At 72.7% G+C, this 19098-nt stretch carries 16 protein-coding genes; 2 read left to right on the top strand and 14 right to left on the bottom strand.

Annotated elements, in window-relative coordinates; translation table 11 throughout:
• Nucleotides 1-11: 11 nt before the first annotated feature.
• Both Sru01_RS21555 and Sru01_RS21550 read right to left on the bottom strand, forming a co-directional pair.
• Complete coding sequence (locus Sru01_RS21555) at nucleotides 12-1367, bottom strand: FAD-dependent oxidoreductase (protein ID WP_203989289.1); 1356 nt, start codon at nucleotides 1365-1367, stop codon at nucleotides 12-14.
• A gap of 1 nt (nucleotide 1368) precedes the next feature.
• Nucleotides 1369-1941: a PadR family transcriptional regulator gene (locus Sru01_RS21550; protein ID WP_203989288.1), complete on the bottom strand. Its 573-nt coding sequence runs from the start codon at nucleotides 1939-1941 to the stop codon at nucleotides 1369-1371.
• Nucleotides 1942-2090: 149 nt separating this feature from the next.
• Here Sru01_RS21550 and Sru01_RS21545 point away from each other — a divergent pair, with 149 nt between their 5' ends.
• Nucleotides 2091-2894 (top strand): ArsR/SmtB family transcription factor, encoded by an 804-nt coding sequence (locus tag Sru01_RS21545; protein WP_203989287.1) that lies wholly within the window; start codon nucleotides 2091-2093, stop codon nucleotides 2892-2894.
• A 162-nt stretch (nucleotides 2895-3056) separates the two neighbouring features.
• On the opposite strand, the gene Sru01_RS21540 is transcribed toward Sru01_RS21545, so the two are convergent.
• The 12 genes from Sru01_RS21540 to Sru01_RS21485 form a co-directional block, all read right to left on the bottom strand.
• Entirely contained in the window at nucleotides 3057-3611 is a 555-nt protein-coding gene (locus Sru01_RS21540; protein WP_203989285.1) for a dihydrofolate reductase family protein, read from the bottom strand.
• A gap of 340 nt (nucleotides 3612-3951) precedes the next feature.
• Nucleotides 3952-4956 carry a sugar phosphate isomerase/epimerase family protein gene (locus tag Sru01_RS21535; RefSeq protein WP_203989283.1) on the bottom strand — a complete coding sequence of 335 codons (1005 nt, stop codon included), beginning with the start codon at nucleotides 4954-4956 and terminating at the stop codon, nucleotides 3952-3954.
• A 100-nt stretch (nucleotides 4957-5056) separates the two neighbouring features.
• Complete coding sequence (locus tag Sru01_RS21530) at nucleotides 5057-6235, bottom strand: Gfo/Idh/MocA family protein (protein WP_203989281.1); 1179 nt, start codon at nucleotides 6233-6235, stop codon at nucleotides 5057-5059.
• A gap of 19 nt (nucleotides 6236-6254) precedes the next feature.
• Nucleotides 6255-7313, bottom strand: a complete 1059-nt coding sequence (locus Sru01_RS21525; RefSeq protein ID WP_203989279.1) for an ABC transporter substrate-binding protein — start codon at nucleotides 7311-7313, stop codon at nucleotides 6255-6257.
• A gap of 108 nt (nucleotides 7314-7421) precedes the next feature.
• Nucleotides 7422-8489, bottom strand: coding sequence for an ABC transporter permease (locus Sru01_RS21520; protein WP_239137633.1), 1068 nt, complete (start codon nucleotides 8487-8489; stop codon nucleotides 7422-7424).
• A complete protein-coding gene (locus Sru01_RS21515; protein WP_239137632.1) occupies nucleotides 8486-9994 on the bottom strand; it encodes a sugar ABC transporter ATP-binding protein in 1509 nt (502 codons plus the stop codon). Before Sru01_RS21515 ends, Sru01_RS21520 begins: the two co-directional genes overlap by 4 nt.
• Before the next feature lie 58 nt (nucleotides 9995-10052).
• Nucleotides 10053-11234: an ROK family protein gene (locus tag Sru01_RS21510; RefSeq protein WP_203989277.1), complete on the bottom strand. Its 1182-nt coding sequence runs from the start codon at nucleotides 11232-11234 to the stop codon at nucleotides 10053-10055.
• Nucleotides 11235-11366: 132 nt separating this feature from the next.
• Nucleotides 11367-12263, bottom strand: coding sequence for an SDR family NAD(P)-dependent oxidoreductase (locus Sru01_RS21505; protein WP_203989275.1), 897 nt, complete (start codon nucleotides 12261-12263; stop codon nucleotides 11367-11369).
• Nucleotides 12264-12379: 116 nt separating this feature from the next.
• The gene (locus Sru01_RS21500) at nucleotides 12380-12958 is read right to left on the bottom strand and encodes a DUF305 domain-containing protein (RefSeq protein ID WP_203989273.1); all 579 of its coding nucleotides are present in this window, start codon (nucleotides 12956-12958) and stop codon (nucleotides 12380-12382) included.
• A 103-nt stretch (nucleotides 12959-13061) separates the two neighbouring features.
• Nucleotides 13062-14183: an MBL fold metallo-hydrolase gene (locus tag Sru01_RS21495; RefSeq protein ID WP_203989271.1), complete on the bottom strand. Its 1122-nt coding sequence runs from the start codon at nucleotides 14181-14183 to the stop codon at nucleotides 13062-13064.
• Between the two features lie 51 nt (nucleotides 14184-14234).
• Nucleotides 14235-15629, bottom strand: a complete 1395-nt coding sequence (locus tag Sru01_RS21490) for an MFS transporter (protein WP_203989269.1) — start codon at nucleotides 15627-15629, stop codon at nucleotides 14235-14237.
• Complete coding sequence (locus tag Sru01_RS21485) at nucleotides 15626-16204, bottom strand: ArsR/SmtB family transcription factor (RefSeq protein ID WP_203989267.1); 579 nt, start codon at nucleotides 16202-16204, stop codon at nucleotides 15626-15628. Before Sru01_RS21485 ends, Sru01_RS21490 begins: the two co-directional genes overlap by 4 nt.
• A gap of 312 nt (nucleotides 16205-16516) precedes the next feature.
• Here Sru01_RS21485 and Sru01_RS21480 point away from each other — a divergent pair, with 312 nt between their 5' ends.
• The gene (locus Sru01_RS21480; protein WP_239137631.1) at nucleotides 16517-19096 is read left to right on the top strand and encodes a glycoside hydrolase family 9 protein; all 2580 of its coding nucleotides are present in this window, start codon (nucleotides 16517-16519) and stop codon (nucleotides 19094-19096) included.
• Nucleotides 19097-19098: the final 2 nt, after the last annotated feature.

Below are 19098 nucleotides of genomic sequence, written 5' to 3'. Positions count from 1 at the left end.
CGGGCCGGCGGTCAGGACGTGGCGAAGGCCAGGCGCTCCGGCTCCTGCGGCGTGCCGTCGGTCCACATGCCGCCGAAGCTCAGCCGCCGCAGCGGCCCGGCGGCGTCGCAGAGCCGGAACCAGCCCTTCGCCACCCGCCGCAGCCGCCGATCACCGGAGATCATGAAATCGGTGAGCAGGGCGGCCTTCCGGACGGCCTGGAACCCGTACCGGCGCATCCGCTCCTCGTACTCCCCGATGGCGGTGACCAGGTCCGCCTCGCCCCGGTGCACCGCCGCCAGCCGGCTGGACAGCAGCGCCGCGTCGCGCAGCGCCACGTTGGCCCCCAGACCGAGCGCGGGCGTCATGCTGTGGACGGCGTCGCCGAGCACGGTCACCGGACCGGGACGCCAGCGGCGAACCGGGGTGGAGGTGACGAACGGCATCAGCCGGACGGTGCCCGGATCGGCGGCGGCGAGCATCCGGCGCAACTCCGGATGCCAGCCTTCTGTCCGCCGGCCGACCAGGTCCAGCAGTTCCGGCCCGTCCAGCCCGGCGGCGTCCGGCGGATAGCTCCCCCGATGCGCGATATACGCGAACAGCACGTAGTCCGCCATCTCATCGGCCAGCGAGCCCAGATCCAGGCCGTAAGGCGTGAGATCCACGTCCAGCCCCAGGTTCGCCGCCGCGTGCCGCCGGCCGGTGAAGGACGCGGTGAACAGCGCGCACCCGCTGCCGGGCAGCACCAGGTTCAACCCGTCGCCGAACCCGGCCGGCAGCAGGTCCTGCGTCTCAGGGGTCAGCGGCACCCGGCCGCCGATCGCGGTGGCCTCGGTGCGCACCCGCGCCGCGGCCGGCAGGTACTGCGCGCGTACCCGCGAGTTCACCCCGTCCGCCCCGACCAGCACGTCCCCGGTCTCGCTGGTGCCGTCCGCGAAGTGCGCGGTGACCCGGCCGTCCGGCCGCGTCTCGTACCGCTCGAAGGTGCGGCCGAACCGGACGACGTCCGACATCCCGGCCAGCAGCAGGCGGCGCAGCACCGCACGGCTCGCCGCGTACTGCATGTCGGGCGGCTCGGTCGCCCGCCCGCACATCACCTCCTCTTCGACGAACAGCAGGTGGTCCAGGGTCTCGGTCCGGAACCGGAAGCCGGGCCCGGGACGGCCCGCGGTGGCGGTGAACGCCTCCCACAGCGGGCCGGGCAGGCACTGCCGCAGCGACCGCGCGCCCATCTGGTTGACGTGGATGCGGTAACCGCTGACCCACGCGTCCGGGGCGTCGCCGCGCTCGAACACCCGGACGTCGACCCCGGCCCGGGTCAGGGCCTGCGCCAGCGCCAGGCCGCCGATGCCCCCACCGGCGACCAACACCACCGGAGAGTCCCCCATCTCAGGCCTCCTTTCCGCCGCCGGCCCCACCGGCGGCTTCTCCGGCATCCGGAATGGCTGCGAGCACCCGCTCGTGCCAGGCGACCTCGGTCTCCAGGCGCATGAGGGTGTGCTCGAAGCCGAGTGACTCCAGCGTGCTCAGATGCGGGGCGGCGGTGCCGTGCAGCCGCCGCCACCGCTCCAGCTCCAGCCCGAGCGCCGCCAGCCGGTCGGCGACGGCCGCCCGCAGCTCCCCGGCGGGCAGCTCCTCGCTCAGCTGCAACGCCAGGTCCACCGGATCGGTGGCCAGCCGGGTGGCCCGCAGCGTGGCCTCGCGCAGCTGCCCCAGTTCCAGCCGGCCGTCCTCGGTGATGGCGTAGACGGTGCGGGCCGGCAGGTTGCCCTCCTGCTCGGTGCGCACCTCCTCGATGACGCCCTCGGCCGCCATCCGGTGCAGCGCGCCGTACAGCGAGCCGACCTTGATGTCGGTCCACAGCTCGGTGCGGTCCTGCTGCGCGTTCTGCCGGATCTGATGCCCGTGCATGGGCCCGCGCCGCGCCAGCGCCCCCAGAATGAACAATCGTGTACTACTCACGCGAGTACTCAAACACGAGTACTCGCATAAAGCAACCCCCGTCCCCCGACCGCCCATTCGACCGGCGCGCCTTGACAGGCAGCTTTTCGGCTGCCTAAATTATTGGCAGCCAAACGGCTGCATATTGATGGACGGCAACGAGGAGCGGCATGGACGAGGTGTTCAAGGCGCTGGCCGACTCCAGCCGGCGTGCGCTGCTCGACTCGCTCAACGCCCGCAACGGGCAGACGCTGCGCGAGCTGTGCGCCGGGCTGGACATGGCCCGGCAGTCCGTCAGCAAGCACCTGGCGGTGTTAGAGGAGGCCGGGCTCGTCACCACCGTGCGGCGGGGCCGCGAGAAGCTGCACTACCTCAACGCCGCACCCGTGCACGAGATCGCCCACCGATGGATCAGCCGCTACGACCAGGCCAGGGTCCAAGCCCTGGCGGACCTGAAACTCGCCCTGGAGGACACCCCGATGGACACCAAGACCGACGCGCCGACCTTCGTCTACACCACCTACATCCGCACCACGCCGCAGAAGCTCTGGCAGGCGCTGACCGACCCCGCCTTCACCCGCCGCTACTGGGCGACCGAGTTCCAGACGGACTGGACCCCCGGCTCACCGATGACCTGGGACAACCACGGCGTGATGATCAGCGACCCCGAGCAGGTCGTGCTGGAGGCCGATCCCTACCGCCGGCTCTCCTACACCTGGCACGCCATGACCCCCGAACTCGCCGAGCGCTTCGGCTGGGACGACGACACGCTCGCCCGGCTGTCCGCCGAACCCCGCTCCAAGGTCACCTTCACCATGGAGGAGGAGGCCCAGATCGTGAAGCTCACCGTCGTGCACGACGGCTTCGAACCCGGCTCGACCCTCGTCGAGATGCTGAGCCAGGGCTGGCCGAACGTGCTCTCCAGCCTGAAGACCTTCCTGGAGACCGGCGCCCCCCTCCCCGAAGACGCCTGACCGAACGATCACCACCGCCCCACGGAGCGGGCGATCAACCTCGTGCCCGCCCCAAGGTGCCCGACCGCTCCCCACCCCGACGTCCGGGCGTCCTTCACCCGCCGTCCGGCGGATCGTCCTGGTCAACTCCACCATTGGCCTGCCCGCCGAGCAGCCCGGCGGTCAGGCCGGGTGGTAGCAGGTCAGTACGATCCCAGAGCGGAAACGCCTGGTCTCCACCAGCTCGAGCCTGGGTAGGGCGTAGCCGTCCGGGAAGAGCCGGCGACCGCCGCCTTGGACGGCGGGGTAGGTGAACAGACGGTACTCGTCGACGAGTCCGGACGGCACCAGTGCGTGCACCAGCGAGATGCTTCCGGTGCAGACGATGTCCTGTCCCTGAGACTCCTTGAGTGCGCGCACCTCCTGGATCGGGTCGCCGGTCAGCACGACCGTGCCCTGCCACTGCGGGTCCTTCAGCGTCGAGCTGACGACGTACTTCGTGACGCGGTTGAGGGTATCGGTGACCCCGGTCCGGTCGTCGGTCTGCCCGGGCCAGTAGCCGCGCATGTCCTCGAAGGTCTGGCGGCCCCACAGGACGGCGTCGTTGGTCGCGTCCTGGCGGGCCATCTCCTCGACCAGGTCGTCCTGGTCGTTCTCGGCCTCGGGCGAGAACCACGGGCCGAGCATCTCGATCGATCCGTCCAATGTGACGTTCTGGGTGATGACGAGCTTGCGCACGCGTTCCTCCTCTCGGTCGGCCAACGCCTCACCCACCCCCTCATGCCTCACCGCTGGATGGACAAACCTGCGATCAACCCCACGCCCGCCCGCCCACAGAGCATGACGGGTCACCCCGCCGCTCCACCACCCCCGCGGGGCGAGCGATCAAGCCCACGTCCGCCCACCCCGCGGAGCCCGAGGTCACTCCACCGCTCGACCACCCCGGCGTTCGGGCGCGCCGGTGTTGTGAGGAGGAGGGAGTAAGCCTGAGGAACGAAGGCTTGCGAGCGACGCTCGAAGAACGCCGGCTGAAGGCGCCCGAACGCAGCGCGCGCGAAGCGCGCGCCAAGAAACACAGTCACGAAGAGAATGCCGCGTCGAACGAGGCGCTGGGCGGGGTGATGGCGTTGAGGCCGCGGATGTAGGCGAGGGCCTCGGGGGCGCCGTGCAGGCGGTCCATGCCGGCGTCCTCCCACTCGATGGAGATGGGGCCGTCGTAGCCGATGTGGTTGAGAGCGCGGAAGCAGTCCTCCCAGGGGACGTCGCCCCGGCCGGTGGACACGAAGTCCCAGCCGCGGCGCGGGTCGGCCCAGCCCAGGTGGGAGGAGAGCCGGCCGCGGCGGCCGTCGCCGGTGCGGACCTTTGCGTCCTTGCAGTCGACGTGGTAGATCCGGTCGGCGAAGTCGAGGATGAAGCCGGCCGGGTCCAGCTCCTGCCACACCATGTGCGAGGGGTCCCAGTTCAGCCCGAACGCGGGCCGGTGGCCGATGGCCTCCAGGGTGCGGACGGTGGTGTGGTAGTCGTAGGCGATCTCGCTCGGGTGCACCTCGTGGGCGAAGCGCACCCCGACCTCGTCGAACACGTCGAGGATGGGGTTCCACCGGTCCGCGAAGTCCTGGTAGCCGGCGTCCAGCATCGCGGGCGGCACTGGCGGGAACATGGCCAGGGTGTGCCAGATGGACGAGCCGGTGAAGCCGACCACGGTGTTGACGCCGAGCTTGGCGGCGGCGCGGGCGGTGTCCTTGATGTCTTCGGCGGCGCGCTGCCGGACGCCTTCGGGCTCGCCGTCGCCCCAGATGCGGGGTGGCAGGATGCCCTGGTGGCGCTCGTCGATGGGGTGGTCGCACACGGCCTGGCCGACCAGGTGGCTGGAGATGGTCCACACCTTCAGGCCGTACTTGTCCAGCATCTCCAGCTTGCGGGGGATGTAGGAGTCGTCGGCCAGCGCCTTGTCCACCTCGAAGTGGTCGCCCCAGCAGGCGATCTCCAGGCCGTCGTAGCCCCACTCACCGGCCAGCCGGCACACCTCCTCGAACGGGAGGTCGGCCCACTGCCCGGTGAACAGCGTGATCGGTCGGGTCATGTCGCTATCCTTCCTCGCCGCGGGCCGCCGGGCCCGCGTTCGCTTCGCTGCCTGCCGCGCCGCCGGGCGGGCCGGTCGTCCCGGCCCGCCCGGCGCCGGGTCATCCGGTGATCGCCGTCCAGCGGCTGTCGTTCGCCGCGCTCTCCTCGACCGCCCGCAGCACCCGCTGCACCCGCAGCCCGTCGGCGAACGACGGCGTCGGGTCGGTGCCCGCGGCGAGGGCCTCCAGGAAGTCCTTCACCTCGTGGGTGAAGGTGTGCTCGTAGCCCAGGCCGTGGCCGGGCGGCCACCAGGCCGCGGCGTACGGGTGGTCGGACTCGGTGACCAGGATGCGCCGGAACCCGGCGTCGCCGGCCGGGAGGGTGTGGTCGTGGAACCACAGCTCGTTCATCGCCTCGAAGTCGAAGGCGAGGCTGCCGAGCGAGCCGTTGATCTCCAGGCGCAGCGCGTTCTTGCGCCCGGCGGCGAACCGGGTGGCCTCGAACGAGGCGAGGCCGCCGCCGGACAGCCGGCCGATGAACAGCGCGGCGTCGTCCACGGTGACCTCGCCGCGGCCGGTGCCGTCCGCGCCGGCGGCCAGGCCGGCCGAGTCGCCGGCCAGCGGGCGCTCGCGGATGAACGTCTCGGTCAGCGCGGACACCCCGGTGAGATTCTGCCCGGTGACGAACTGGGCGGTGTCCACGATGTGCGAGCCGATGTCGCCGAGCGCCCCGGAGCCGGCCTTGTCCTTCTGCAGCCGCCAGACCAGCGGGAACTCCGGGTCGGTGATCCAGTCCTGCAGGTACTGGGCGCGGACGTGCCGGATCTCGCCGAGCCGCCCGTCGGCCACCATCTGCCGGGCCAGCGCGACGGCGGGCACCCGGCGGTAGTTGAAGGCGACCATGCTGCGCACGCCGCGGGCGGCGGCCTGCCCGGCCGCCGCCACCATGGCCTCGGCCTCGGCGACCGTGTTGGCCAGCGGCTTCTCGCACAGCACGTGCTTGCCGGCCTCCAGCGCGGCCACGGCGATCTCGGCGTGCGAGTCGCCGGGCGTGCAGATGTCGACGATGTGCACGTCTTCCCGGCGGATGAGCTCCTTCCAGTCGTTCTCCACGGCGGCCCAGCCGAGGGTCGCCGCGGCGTCGGCCGTGCGGGCGGACCGGCCGGACAGCACGGCCATGACCGGGGTGACCGGCAGGTCGAAGAACGCGCCGACGCTGCGCCACGCCTGGGAGTGGACCCGCCCCATGAACGCGTATCCGACCATGCCGACCCCGAGCGCGGGCCTGCTGGAACTCATGTCATTCACTCCTGGATCTCTAGGACTCGAAGCCGAGCGGCAGGTACTTCTCCGCGTTCTCCTTGGTGATCGTCTCCGACGCCAGGGTGATGGACTGCGGGACCTGGTTCTCCACCAGGTCGCTCAGGCCCTTGCCCTGCGCGATCAGCCGGGCGATCTTGATGGCCGAGGAGGCCATCGTGGGGCTGTAGGTGACGGTCGCCTCCAGCACCCCGCTGCCGGCCTGGATGTCGCGCATGGCGTTGGCCGAGCCGGCCCCGCCGACCATGAAGAACTCGTTGCGGTTCGCCTCCTTGATGGCGGCGAGCACCCCGATGCCCTGGTCGTCGTCGTGGTTCCAGATGGCGTCGATCTTCTTGTGCGCCTGCAGCAGGTTGCTGGCCACCTGGGTGCCGGACTCGACGGTGAACTTGGCGTCCTGCTGGGCGGTGACGCTGAAACCGTAGGTCTTCAGCGCGTCGGCGAAGCCCTTGCTGCGGTCCTGGGTGAGCGGCAGAGTGGCGATGCCCTGGATCTCCAGGATGACCGGGTTGGCCACCCCCTTGTCCTTGAGCTTCTTGCCGATGTAGTGGCCGGCGGCCACGCCCATGCCGTAGTTGTCGCCGCCGATCCAGGTCCGGTAGGACAGCTTGTCGGGGAACACACGGTCCAGGTTGATCACCGGGATGCCGGCGTCCATCGCCTTGCGGGCGACCTGGTTGAGCTGCTCACCGTCGTTGGGCAGGATGACCAGCGCGCTCACCTTGGCCTGGATCAGCGACTCGACGGCCGAGATCTGCTGGTTGATGTCGTTGGTCGGCTCCACCGGCTTGAAGGTCACGTCGGAGTACTGCTTGGCCTGCGCCTCGGCGTTCTTGGCGATGGCGGCGATCCAGCCGTGGTCGGCGGCGGGCGCCGAGAAGCCGATGGTGACCGCGGTGCCCGGCTTGTCATTGTCGGTACCGGCCGCGGCGGCCTGCGGGGCGGCCGAGGACGGCGCGGCGGCGGGCTCGTTGCTGGTGCACGCGGAGACCAGGGCCCCGACGCCGACGGCTGCTCCGCTGGCGAGGAACCCTCGCCGGGCGACGCGCTTGTTCATGTGACGTTCTCCTTCTTTACCTGGGGCGATATGGGGGCGCCGCCCCCGACGCGGGACGCTCCACGAGTGGTGATCCTCCGCCGCGGTCCGGCGGGGTGGCCGGTGCCGCTATGGCACCTGAGATCGCAGCCCGCGCCGCTGCAGCAGCACGGCGATCACGATGATCAGGCCCTTGGCGATGAGCTGGTCGCTGGTGTTCAGCCCGTTGAGGATGAACAGGTTGGTGATGAGGGTGAAGATCAGCAGGCCCAGGATGGAGCCGATGATCGTGCCGCGGCCGCCGGTGAGCAGCGTGCCTCCGATGATCACGGCGGCGATCGCGTCCAGCTCGTACAGGTCGCCGTGGGTGGAGGAGCCGGTGGTCGTCCGCGCCATGATCAGGATGGCCGCGATGCCGCAGCACAGCCCGGACAGCGCGTAAAGGATCAGGGTGTGGCGCCGCACGTCGATGCCGGCCAGCCGGGCCGCCTCGGGGTTGCCGCCCACCGCGTAGGTGCGCCGGCCGAAGGTGGTGCGGTTGAGCACCAGCCAGCCGATCGCGATCACCAGCACGAAGATGTAGACCAGCAGCGGCAGGCCGAGCACCCGGGTGGTCGACAGCTCCACCAGGGCGTTGTTGTCCGGCCGCACCAGCTGGGTGCGGCGGTCCGACATGCGCTGGGCCAAGCCGCGCGCGGCCACCAGCATGGCCAGGGTGGCGATGAACGGCACCATCCGCCCATAGGCGATGAGCAGGCCGTTGACCAGTCCGGCGCCGGTGCCGACCAGCAGCGCGCAGATCGCCATGACCACCGGGCCGTAGGCCTGGGTGGCCAGCGTGGTGGCCCACACCGAGGCCAGTGCCATGATCGCCCCGACCGACAGGTCGATGCCGCCGCCGATGATGACGAAGGTCATCCCGACGGTGATCACGCCGATCGTCGCGGCCAGCGCCAGGATGCTGACCAGGTTGGACGACGTGGCGAAGGTGCCCGGCGCGGTCACCAGGCCCACGATGGCGAGCAGCACCAGCGCGACGGCCAGGCCGAGGTGGTGCGCCTGGCCCACCCGCCCGAGCAGGCCGGTCCGCCGCGGGGCCGCGGCCCGCGCCTGGTGTTCCACCCGGTCGTGCTCGTCCGCGGGTGGCGCGTCCTTCGGCAGGTCCTTCGGCGTGCCGGCGCCGCGTGCGTTCGTCACCGCTCGCCCCCTTCCATGATCATGTCCAGCACCCGTGACTCGTCGAGGTCACGCGCGTCCGACTCGTGGATGACCCGGCCCTCCCGCAGCACCAGGACCCGGTCGGCCAGGCCGAGGACCTCGGGCACCTCGCTGGAGACCAGCAGCACCCCGACGCCCTCGTCCGCCAGCCGGCGGATCACCGCGTACAGCTCGGCCCGGGCGCCGACGTCGACGCCGCGGGTCGGCTCGTCCAGCAGGAGCAGCCGGCGGCCCTGGACCAGCCAGCGGGCCAGCACCGCCTTCTGCTGGTTGCCGCCGGACAGCGTGCGGACCGGGCGGGAGGGGTCGGGCGGGCGGATGCCGAGCGTGCGCACCAGCCGGTCGGCCGCCTCCTGCTCGGCGCGCCGGTCCACCCAGCCGTGGCGGGAGTAGGTGGACAGGCCGGCGATGGTGATGTTCCGGCCGACGGTCTCGTTCATCAGCAGGGCCTGCGACTTGCGCTCCTCGGGGGCCAGCCCCATGCCGCGCCGCACCGCCCGGGTGGTGGATCCGGCGGGCACCGGCTCGCCCGACAGCAGCACCCGCCCGGCGGTGGGCCGCCGGGCGCCGTAGACCGTCTCCACGATCTCCGAGCGGCCGGAGCCGACCAGCCCGGCCAGGCCGACGATCTCGCCGGCCCGGACGGTCAGCGACACGTCGGCGAACCGGCCGGGCAGGGTCAGACCCTCCACCCGCAGCACCTCGGGCCGGTCGTCGTGCGCGCCGGGCTCGGGGCGGGGCGGGAAGACGTACTCCACGTCCCGGCCGGTCATCAGCGACACGATCTCCGGGGTGGGCGTGTCGCGGGCGGGCAGGCCGACCGCGACCGTCCGGCCGTCCTTGAGCACGGTGACCCGGTCGCCGATCTCGCGGATCTCCTCCAGCCGGTGGGAGATGTAGACCACCGCGACGCCCTGGGCGGTCAGGTCGCGGATGATGCGGAAGAGGTTCATCACCTCGTCGTGCGCCAGCGCGGCCGACGGCTCGTCCATGATGATCAGCCGGACGTCGTGGGACAGCGCCCGGGCCATGCTGACCACCTGCTTGCCGGCGGCGGGCAGCCGGCCCACCTCCGTCGTCGGGCGCATCTCCCGGTGGCCGAGCCGGGCGAGCAGCTCGGCCGCGGCCCGGTTCATCTCCGCCCGGCGGGTGAAGCCGAGCGAGGCCCGCTCGTGACCGAGGAAGATGTTCTCGGCGACCGACAGGCCGTCCACCAGGTCGAGCTCCTGGTAGATGGTGGCGATGCCCGACCGGATGGCGGCCACCGGCCCGGCGAACCGCGCCTCCGCGCCGCCGAAGGTGATGGTGCCCTCGTCCGGGCGGTGCGCGCCGGCCAGGATCTTGATCAGCGTGGACTTGCCGGCGCCGTTCTGCCCGAGCAGGCAGTGCACCTCGCCGGCCCGGACGTCCAGGTCGACGCCGTCCAGCGCCCGCACGCCGGGGAACTGTTTGACGATCCCTCGCATGATCAGCAGGTCGCTCACGGGGCCTCCGGGGGGAGCGGGAGAAAAGGGGCGGGACGGTCGTGGGGCGGTGGGACGGTCAGCCCGCCGAGAAGACGTGGTCACTGATCAACCGGGTGCCGCCGATCACTCCGGCGGTGTCGCCGAGCTCGGAGAGCACGATGGGCAGGTTGCCGGTCGCCAGTGGCAGCGATCTTCGGTAGACGACGCTGCGCAGCTCGGCGAGCAGCACGTGCCCGAGCCGGGCCACGCCGCCGGCGATGATCATCAGGCTCGGGTTGAAGAAGCTGACCAGGCCGGCCAGCACCTGGCCGGTGTGGCGCCCGCCGTCCCGGATGAGCCGCACCGCCACCGGGTCGCCGAGGTCGGCGGCGGCGCCGACGTCCTGCGCGGTGAGCCGGCCGCCATCGGCCAGCCGCTGCGCCAGGTACGGCGAGCGCGGCGCGGCGCGGGTCGCCTCCCGGGCGAGCGCGGCACCGCCGAAGTAGGCCTCCAGGCAGCCGGTGTTACCGCACGTGCAGGTCGGTCCCTGATCGTCGACCCGGATGTGCCCGATGTCCCCGGCGCTGCCGGAGGCGCCCCGGTAGATCTTGCCGTCCACCACGATGCCACAGCCGATGCCGGTGCCGATCTTGATGAGCAGGAAGTCGTCGACCTGCCGGGCCAGCCCGGCGTGCAGCTCGCCGAGGGCGAGTAAATTGACGTCGTTGTCGACCATGGCCGGGCAGCGCAGCTCCTGGCTGACGATCTCCTTGACCGGGAACCGGTTCCAGCCGGGCATGATCGGCGGGGCCACCGGGACGCCCTCGCGGAAGCTGACCGGGCCGGGGACGCCGATGCCGGCGCCGTGCAGCTGGGTGAACAGCCCCTGGTCGCGCAGCTTGCCGAGCAGGTCCAGCGCCCGGTCCAGCACCGCGACCGGGCCGTCGCGCACGTCGCACGGCTCGCCGGCGTGGCCGAGCACCTGCAGCTCGCCGTCGGTGACCGCGACGTCCACCGAGGTGGCGCCGATGTCGATGCCGGCGAACCGCAGGTGCGGGGACAGCCGCACCATCCCGGACCGCCGGCCGCCGCGGGACGCGGCGAGCCCGGCCGGCTGGACCAGGCTCATCGCGATGAGCGCGTCCAGCTCCTGGGTGAGCTTGGCCCGGGACAGCTCGACGACGTCACCGAGCTCCGCCCGCGACCGGCCGCCGTCCCGCAGCAACCGCAACAGGGTCGCCTGGTGGGCGTTCGCCGGTCGGACGGGCGTGCGTTTCACCGGACCTCCGAAGTCGGGGTTATGTGACGCCGAAGGTAGTTGAGTTCCGGCTCGGAGGGAAGAAGTTATGTAGATGTTTCGGTAACTTTCGTCGTTATCAACGAAAGTAGTGATGAGGCGCCGATGCCGTGGTCAGAGCATGGCCTTCATCGAGGCGGTCGCCTGCTCACCGATGGTGGTCGGCCGCAGGTAGGGCTCCTCGGCCAGCACGGCGTCCCAGTTGTCGCGGATCGCCTCGACGGTCGGCTCGTCGGCCCGCCAGCCCGGGCCCTCGGCCACGAACACCCTGGCCACCCGGCCGGCGCCGACGCTGAACACTTCGCCGCTGGTGGGGCAGCTCTCGTGCGCCAGGAACGCCACCAGCGGGCTCACCCGCTCCGGGGTGAACCGCTGCTCGAACTCGGCCGGAAGCAGGGTTTCGGTCATCCGGGTCCAGGCGATCGGCGCGATCGCGTTCGCCGCGATGCCCGCCCGGGCGCCCTCGATGGCGAGCGTCTTGGTCAGCCCGACCAGCCCCATCTTGGCGGTCGAGTAGTTGGCCTGGCCGAAGTTGCCGAACAGCCCGGCCGGCGAGGAGGTGTTGACGATCCGGCCGTACCGCTGCTCCTTCATGTGGCCGAACGCCGCCCGGCTGACCAGGAACGAGCCGCGCACGTGCACCGCGAGCACCGCGTCGAACTCCTCCACCGCCATCTTGCCGATCGACCGGTCGCGCAGGATGCCGGCGTTGTTGACCACGATGTCGAGCCGGCCGAACGCGTCGATCGCCGCGCCCACGATTCCCTCGGCGCCGTCGGGGACCGAAACGTCGTGGTCGTCGGCCACCGCCTCGCCGCCGGTCGCCCTGATCTCCTCGGCCACCCGGGCGGCCGGGCCGGCGGAGGCGCCGCTGCCGTCCAGGGCGCCGCCGCGATCGTTGACCACGACCCGCGCGCCGCGCGCGGCGAGCAGCAGCGCGTGCGAGCGGCCGAGGCCATGCCCCGCCCCGGTGACCACCGCGACCTTCCCATCGAACCTGAGTTCCGACATGCGCCCGCCTCTCCAGGAGAACAAGATTCCGGCGGTGCCACCATAACCGGCGGCCTCCGGCCGGCCGCGCCGCTCCCCGCGCGCGCCCCCGCGGCGCCGCCGGCGGGCGGCCGGCGTCAGGACAGGTGGCGGACGATCTCGGTGACCAGGGCGCGCTGCGCGGTCCCGGCGGCGCCGGCCCGCGCCACGGTCGCCCGGTCCTTGCCCTCGGCCCGCGCCTTGTCCGCCAGCCGCACCCCGTAGGTGTAGTGCCGGGCCAGCGTGGTGAGCCACAACCGGTCGAACTCCGCGCCGGACCGCTTGCGCAGCATCAGCAGCTGGGCCGGCGACAGCATGCCGTCCATGTTGTGCTTGGGCGGTTCCTTCAGGTCGGGCACCTGGAAGCTCCAGGCGCGCAGCGTGCCGGCCAGCGCGTCGATCTTCGGCCGCTCGTCCCGGGTGATCCGGCCGGCGACCTCGCGCACGTAGGCGGAGCCGCCACGGCCCGGCACCAGCTCCGCCAGGATGACCGCCTGCTGGTAGTGCAGGATCATCTCGCGGGTGAAGAGCACGTCGGTCAGGTTGTAGGGCAGGTCGTCGGCGGTCGCGGCGACCGGGGCGACCCGCGGCGCGGAGGCCGCGGCGCAACCGGCCAGTCCCAGGGCGGCCGGCAGCAGGACGATCCCCGCCACCGACGCCGCGACGGCCCCGCGCATGCCCGCACCTCCCGCACCCGGCTGGTGGGCGGGACGCCCCGCGTCCCGCCCACCCTGGATACGCGCGCGCCGGGCGCGGAGTTCAATCTCGATCCGGCCGGCGTCAGCGGGTGGCCGGATGCCACAGGTCGGGCGCGCCCGGGCCGCCGGGGACCCGGCGCAGCCGGCCCCGCGTCTCCAGGTGCACCAGATGCGCCAGGGTCTCGTTGCCGGCCGCCCGGCGCATGTACGCCGGGATGCGCTCCCAGGCCCGCGACCAGGTCAGCCGGGTGGTGACGTCCCAGCAGGTCACGCCGTCCGCACCGGCCACCGCCGCCTCGACCTCGGCCAGCCGCCGCTCGTGGTGCGTCATGACGTAGTCGACCCGGTCGGCCAGCTCCAGGAAGCGGTACTCATGCGCGGGCAGCACCTCGTCCACCTCGGCGTCCCGGATCGCCGCCAGCGAGCCGAGGTACTCGGCGAGCGGATCGTGGCCGGACTGCGCGTGCACCGCCACGTTGGGCGTGATCCTGGCCAGCACGTGGTCGCCGGAGAACAGCAGCCGCCGCTCGGGTGAGGCGAAGCACAGATGGCCGGGCGAGTGGCCGGGCGTCCAGATCGCCCGCAGGTCCCAGCCGGCCAGCCCCAGCGCGTCGCCGTCCTCGATCAGCCGGTCCGGCGCGGCCATCATCACGAACTGCTTGATCATCACCGAGGCGCCGCTCAGCTCGTCCAGCTCGGCGGCCGGGACGCCGGACCGCACCATCATCTCGCGCTGCCGCTCGACCAGGCGCTCGATCTCGGAGTCGGCGTACCGGTCGTGCAGCAGCGCCGCGTCGGCGGGATGCAGGCCGATCCACGCGCCGGACGCCTCGCGGACCCGCCCGGCCAGCCCGTAGTGGTCGGGGTGCATGTGCGTCACCAGCACCGCCCGCACGTCGGTCATCCGGTACCCCGCCACCGCCAGGCCCGCGTCCAGCGCGGCGTACGCCTCCTCGGTGTTCCAGCCGGCGTCGATGATCGCGACACCGTCCGGGAGCTCCAGGGCGTAGACCAGCACGTACCGCAGCGGGTTGATCGGGATCGGCACCGGGATCGACCACAGACCCGGCCGTACCCGCTCCACCGCGGGCAGCGCGCCGCCCAGCCACGCCGCCCGCTGCTCCTCGCTGGCCGGGGTGACCCGGCGTCCCCGCTCCCCGGCCGCCGGTGCCCCGTCCGTGGTCGCCGCCGCCTGCTCGCCCATGCCCCGCTCCCTTCGGCTCCCCCGATTGTGCCGTCCCGAGCGAATTTTGTTCTACTCGGGGTCCGCGGCCGGGGGCAGCCGCAGGTACAGCAGCACCGACGGCAGGACCAGCCCGGCGGCCACCGCCCAGGCCGGCGCCGGACCGGACCGGGCGGCCAGCGCGCCGAGACCGAGCCCGGCGGCCATCCCGCCGAACTGCAGCTGCAGCGAGTCGACCGACATCAGCGTGGCCCGCCGCCCCGGGCCGACCCGCCGGTGCATCATCTCCACCCGCATGACCTCCGCCACCCCCAGCGCGGCGAACATCGCGACGTAGGCCGCGCCCGCCGCCACGATGCCGGCCGTCCCGGACAGCGCCACCGAGGCGGCCAGCCCGGCCAGCGCGGCCGCCGCCGCCACGCCGCCGGTCACCGCCGCGCGGACCGGCCCGCCGAGCAGCCGCGCCGCCCGGGGCGCGGCCCAGGACCCGGCGCCGCTCGCGGCGAACCCGGCCGCGATCACCAGGGCGTACGCCGAGCTCCCCGACTCCAGCCGGCCGGTGAGCTGGGCCAGCCGCCCGGGAGTGAGCAGCTCGATCGACGACAGGGCCACCCCGGCGGCGAAGGCGACCAGCAGCAGCCGGTTCAGCCCGCGGTCGCGCACCGCCAGCCGCAGCCCGGCGCCGATGGTCGGCGGCACGTCCCGCAGCACGCCGCCGAGAGTGGGCCGGGGCCGCGGCGGCTCGGGCAGCGCGACCAGCACGACCGCGAACAGCACGCCCGCCGCGACCGCCGCGGCGATCATCGGGGCCACCAGGCCGCCGGGCAGCAGCAGCGGCAGGCAGCCGCCGATCAGGGTCGCCGCGCACAGTGAGATCGAGGCGGTGGCCTCGCCGCGCGACAGGCCCGGCTTGAGGTCGGCGCCCGGCCCTTCGGCCGCGTGCAGGGTGTCGACGTACCAGGCCTGGGCCGGCCCGCTGGAAAGCGCCCGGGCCACGCCCTTGAGCACCGAGGCGGCGGCGAACATCCACCAGCTGGTGGCCAGCGCGAGGGTGGTCAGCGCGGCCACGCTGACCAGCGCGGAGGCGGCCAGCACCACCCGCCGCCCCAGCACGTCGGCCAGCCCGCCGGTGGGCAGCTCCAGCACGACCACCACCGCGGCGAAGATCGCCGATGCCGCGCCCACCTGGCCGAGGTCCAGGCCGCGGGCGGCCATCAGCAGCACCATCGACGACATCATCAGCCCCGGCGGGAACCAGGTCAGCCCGGTCACCAGCGCGTACCGCCGCAGCGCCGCCCGCGCCGAAAGCACCGGGCCGCCGGGGCGCGCCGAGGGCGGGACCTTCGCCGAGGCCGGCATCCCCGTCTCCACCGCGCGCCCGGGCCGGTCCTCCGCCACCGCCGGCGGGCCGGTCCCGGCGGCGGTGGACCGGCGCGGACCGGCCGCCGGCCCGTTCCCGGAGGTCATCGGACGTACCCGCGGCTCGGGAAGGCGGCCAGGTGGACGGCCACCCGCGCCGTCCGCGGATCGCCGGCGTCGGCCGCCGCCAGCTCGCGGACCAGGGCGCTCGTCCGTTCCATCAGCAGGCGCACCGAGTCAGGGGTCAGCCGGGCGACGTCGTCGGACATGCCGGCCGCGTCCGACCAGTCCGGCCCCCATTCCTCGCGGTGGCTCTCGAAGTCGGCCCGGTCCTTCAGCAGCACCTCGACCTGCCGGTCGCGCATGAACCCGGCCGCCGCGCGCCCCTCGGGGCTGCCGGCCAGCTCGCGGTCGCTCCACGCGGTGTACCGGTGCACCGAGCGCCAGCGCCGCTCGCGGGCGTCCCGCTGATCGGGGTCCTGCTCGACGAAGCCGTACTTGGCGAGCTGCCGCAGGTGGTAGCTGGTGGACGCGGAGCTCTCGCCGAACCTGGCGGCGAGCTCGGTGGCCGTCGCCGGCCCGTCCAGGCGCAGCGCGCCGAGCAGCCGCACCCGCAGCGGGTGGGCCACCGCCTTGAGCGTGCGCGGATCGCGCACCCGGTACACATCTGGCGAGTCGTCCATACGCCAAAGGTAGCTTTGCAAAATTCCATTTGCAAAGCTTTGTTGGGGATATTCGATGGCCGGCCACTGAAACTTTCATCGGGCCACCGGCCCCGCGCCCGCCGTACCGGCCCGATCCTGGCCGCCGGAACGCGGCGTTCACACACCTCGCCACCGGTCGGGCACGCACCGCACCCCCGGCCCGGGCCGGGCGTACGGCCCCGGTGCCGTTGACGCCGCCGGGCGGCGGCGGCGAGCATGCGGGGACCGTGGCCCGGCGCGCTCTTGGGAGCGCTCCCACGACTCCCGACCTCGACCCCCTGGGGACATCGCGTGATCAGACCATCCCGGCGGTGGGCGGCCTCGCTCGCTCTCACCGCGGCGGCCGCGCTGGCCGCGTCCGCACTGTCCGGCCCCGCGGCCCGCGCGGCCGACGACGCGCCCGAGCAGATCCGCAACGGCACCTTCGACGACGGCAGCACCCCCTGGTGGGGCAGCGGCAACCTCACGCTGGACACCACCGGCGGCCGGCTGTGCACCGACATCCCGGCCGGCACGGTCAACCCGTGGGACGCCATCATCGGCCAGAACGACATCCCGCTGGTCAAGGGCGAGACCTACGCGTTCAGCTTCTGGGGGTCCGGGGACCCGGCCAAGGTGGGCAAGGCCCTGGTCCAGATGCCCACCGACCCCTACACCGCCTACGTCACCGCCAACCCCCAGCTCGGCCCGGACGGCGAGACCTTCTCCTACACCTTCACCTCGCCGGTCGACCTGCCCAACGCGCAGGTCGTCTTCCAGATGGGCGGCAGCTCGACGGCCTGGCGCTTCTGCATGGACAACGTCTCGCTCAAGGGCGGCGCCCCGCCGGACGTCTACGTCCCCGACACCGGGCCGCGGGTCCGGGTCAACCAGGTCGCCTACCTGCCCAAGGGCCCGAAGAACGCCACCGTGGTGACCGAGGAGACCGCGGCGCTGCCCTGGAAGCTCGCCAAGGCGGACGGCACCGTGGTCGCCACCGGGCAGACCGCGCCGCGCGGCGTGGACCCCTCCTCCGGCCAGAACGTGCACTCCATCGACTTCGGCTCCTACACCAAGGCGGGCACCGGGTACACGCTGACCGCCGACGGTGAGACCAGCCGGCCGTTCGACATCGGCGGCGCCGCCTACGCGGGCCTGCGCTCCGACGCGCTGAAGTTCTTCTACCCGCAGCGCAGCGGCATCGAGATCCTCGACAGCCTGCGTCCCGGCTACGGCCGGCCGGCCGGCCACGTGGGCGTCGCGCCCAACCAGGGCGACACGAACGTCCCCTGCCAGCCGGGGGTGTGCGAGTACTCCCTGGACGTCGCCGGCGGCTGGTACGACGCCGGTGACCACGGCAAGTACGTCGTGAACGGCGGCATCTCCGTCGCCCAGGTGATGGGCGAGTTCGAGCGCACCAAGAACGCCGCGACGTCCCAGCCGTTCACCGACGGCATGCTCGACACCCCCGAGAGCGGCAACGGCGTCCCCGACATCCTGGACGAAGCCCGCTGGGAGCAGGACTTCCTGCTGAAGATGCAGGTACCGGACGGCAAGCCGCTCGCCGGGATGGCGCACCACAAGATCCACGACGAGAACTGGACCGGCCTGCCGCTGCTGCCGCACCTGGACCCGCAGAAGCGCGAGCTGCACCCGGTGTCCACCGCCGCCACGCTGAACCTGGCGGCCACCGCCGCCCAGGCCGCCCGGCTGTTCGCCCCGTACGACGCGGCGTTCGCCGCCCGCAACCTCACCGCGGCGCGCAAGGCCTGGGCGGCCGCCAAGGCCAACCCCGCCCGGTACGCCCTGGACTCCGACGGCACCGGCGGCGGCGCCTACGGCGACCAGAACGTCACCGACGAGTTCTACTGGGCCGCGGCCGAGCTCTACATCACCACCGGCGAGAAGGAGTTCCAGGACTACGTGCTGGCCTCGCCGCTGCACGCCACCGACATCTTCGACCCCAAGGGCTTCAACTGGGGCAGTGTCGCGGCGCTCGGCCGGCTGGACCTGGCCACCGTGCCGAACGCGCTGCCCGGCCGGGCCGCGGTGCGCGACTCGGTGGTGGCCGGCGCCGACAAGTATCTCGCCGCGATCAACGGTCACGCCTACGGCCTGCCCTACGACACCACGCGCTACGAGTGGGGCTCCAACAGCGGCATCCTGAACAACGTGCAGGTGCTGGCGACCGCGTACGACATCACCGGCGCGGTCAAGTACCGCGACGGCGCGCTGCGCGGCATCGACTACATCTTCGGCCGTAACGCGCTGAACCAGTCGTACGTCACCGGCTACGGCGAGGTGGCCTCGCGCAACCAGCACAGCCGGTGGTACGCCCACCAGCTGAACCCCGACCTGCCGAACCCGCCCAAGGGCACTCTGGCCGGCGGCGCCAACTCCGGCATCGAGGACCCGCTGGCCGCCGACAAGCTCAAGGGCTGCGTCGGGCAGTTCTGCTACATCGACGACATCAACTCCTGGGCGACCAACGAGCTGACGATCAACTGGAACGCCCCGCTGGCGTGGGTGGCCGCGTTCGTGGCCGCCCAGGGCGACGGCACGGTCAAGGCCCCGGCCAAGTGCAAGGTCACCTACACCACGCACGGCGCCTGGCCGGCCGGGTTCACCACCCAGGTCACCCTGAAGAACACCGGCACCAAGGCGATCGACGGCTGGTCGCTGGCCTGGTCGTTCCTCGGCGGGCAGCAGGCCGGGCACGCCTGGAGCGCCGACCTGACGCAGCAGGGCGCCACGGTGACCGCGAAAAACCTGCCGTGGAACGCGAAGATCGCCCCCGGGGCGTCGATCACCTTCGGGTTCAACGGCACCTCCTCCCCCGGCGCCAACCCGGCGCCCGACCTGTTCACCCTCAACGGCTCTCCCTGCGCGTAGCC

Source organism: Sphaerisporangium rufum, assembly GCF_016863395.1.
Lineage (GTDB): Bacteria > Actinomycetota > Actinomycetes > Streptosporangiales > Streptosporangiaceae > Sphaerisporangium > Sphaerisporangium rufum.
The sequence above is the reverse complement of the archived record's forward strand: the minus strand, read 5'-3'. Positions and strand labels throughout refer to the sequence as shown.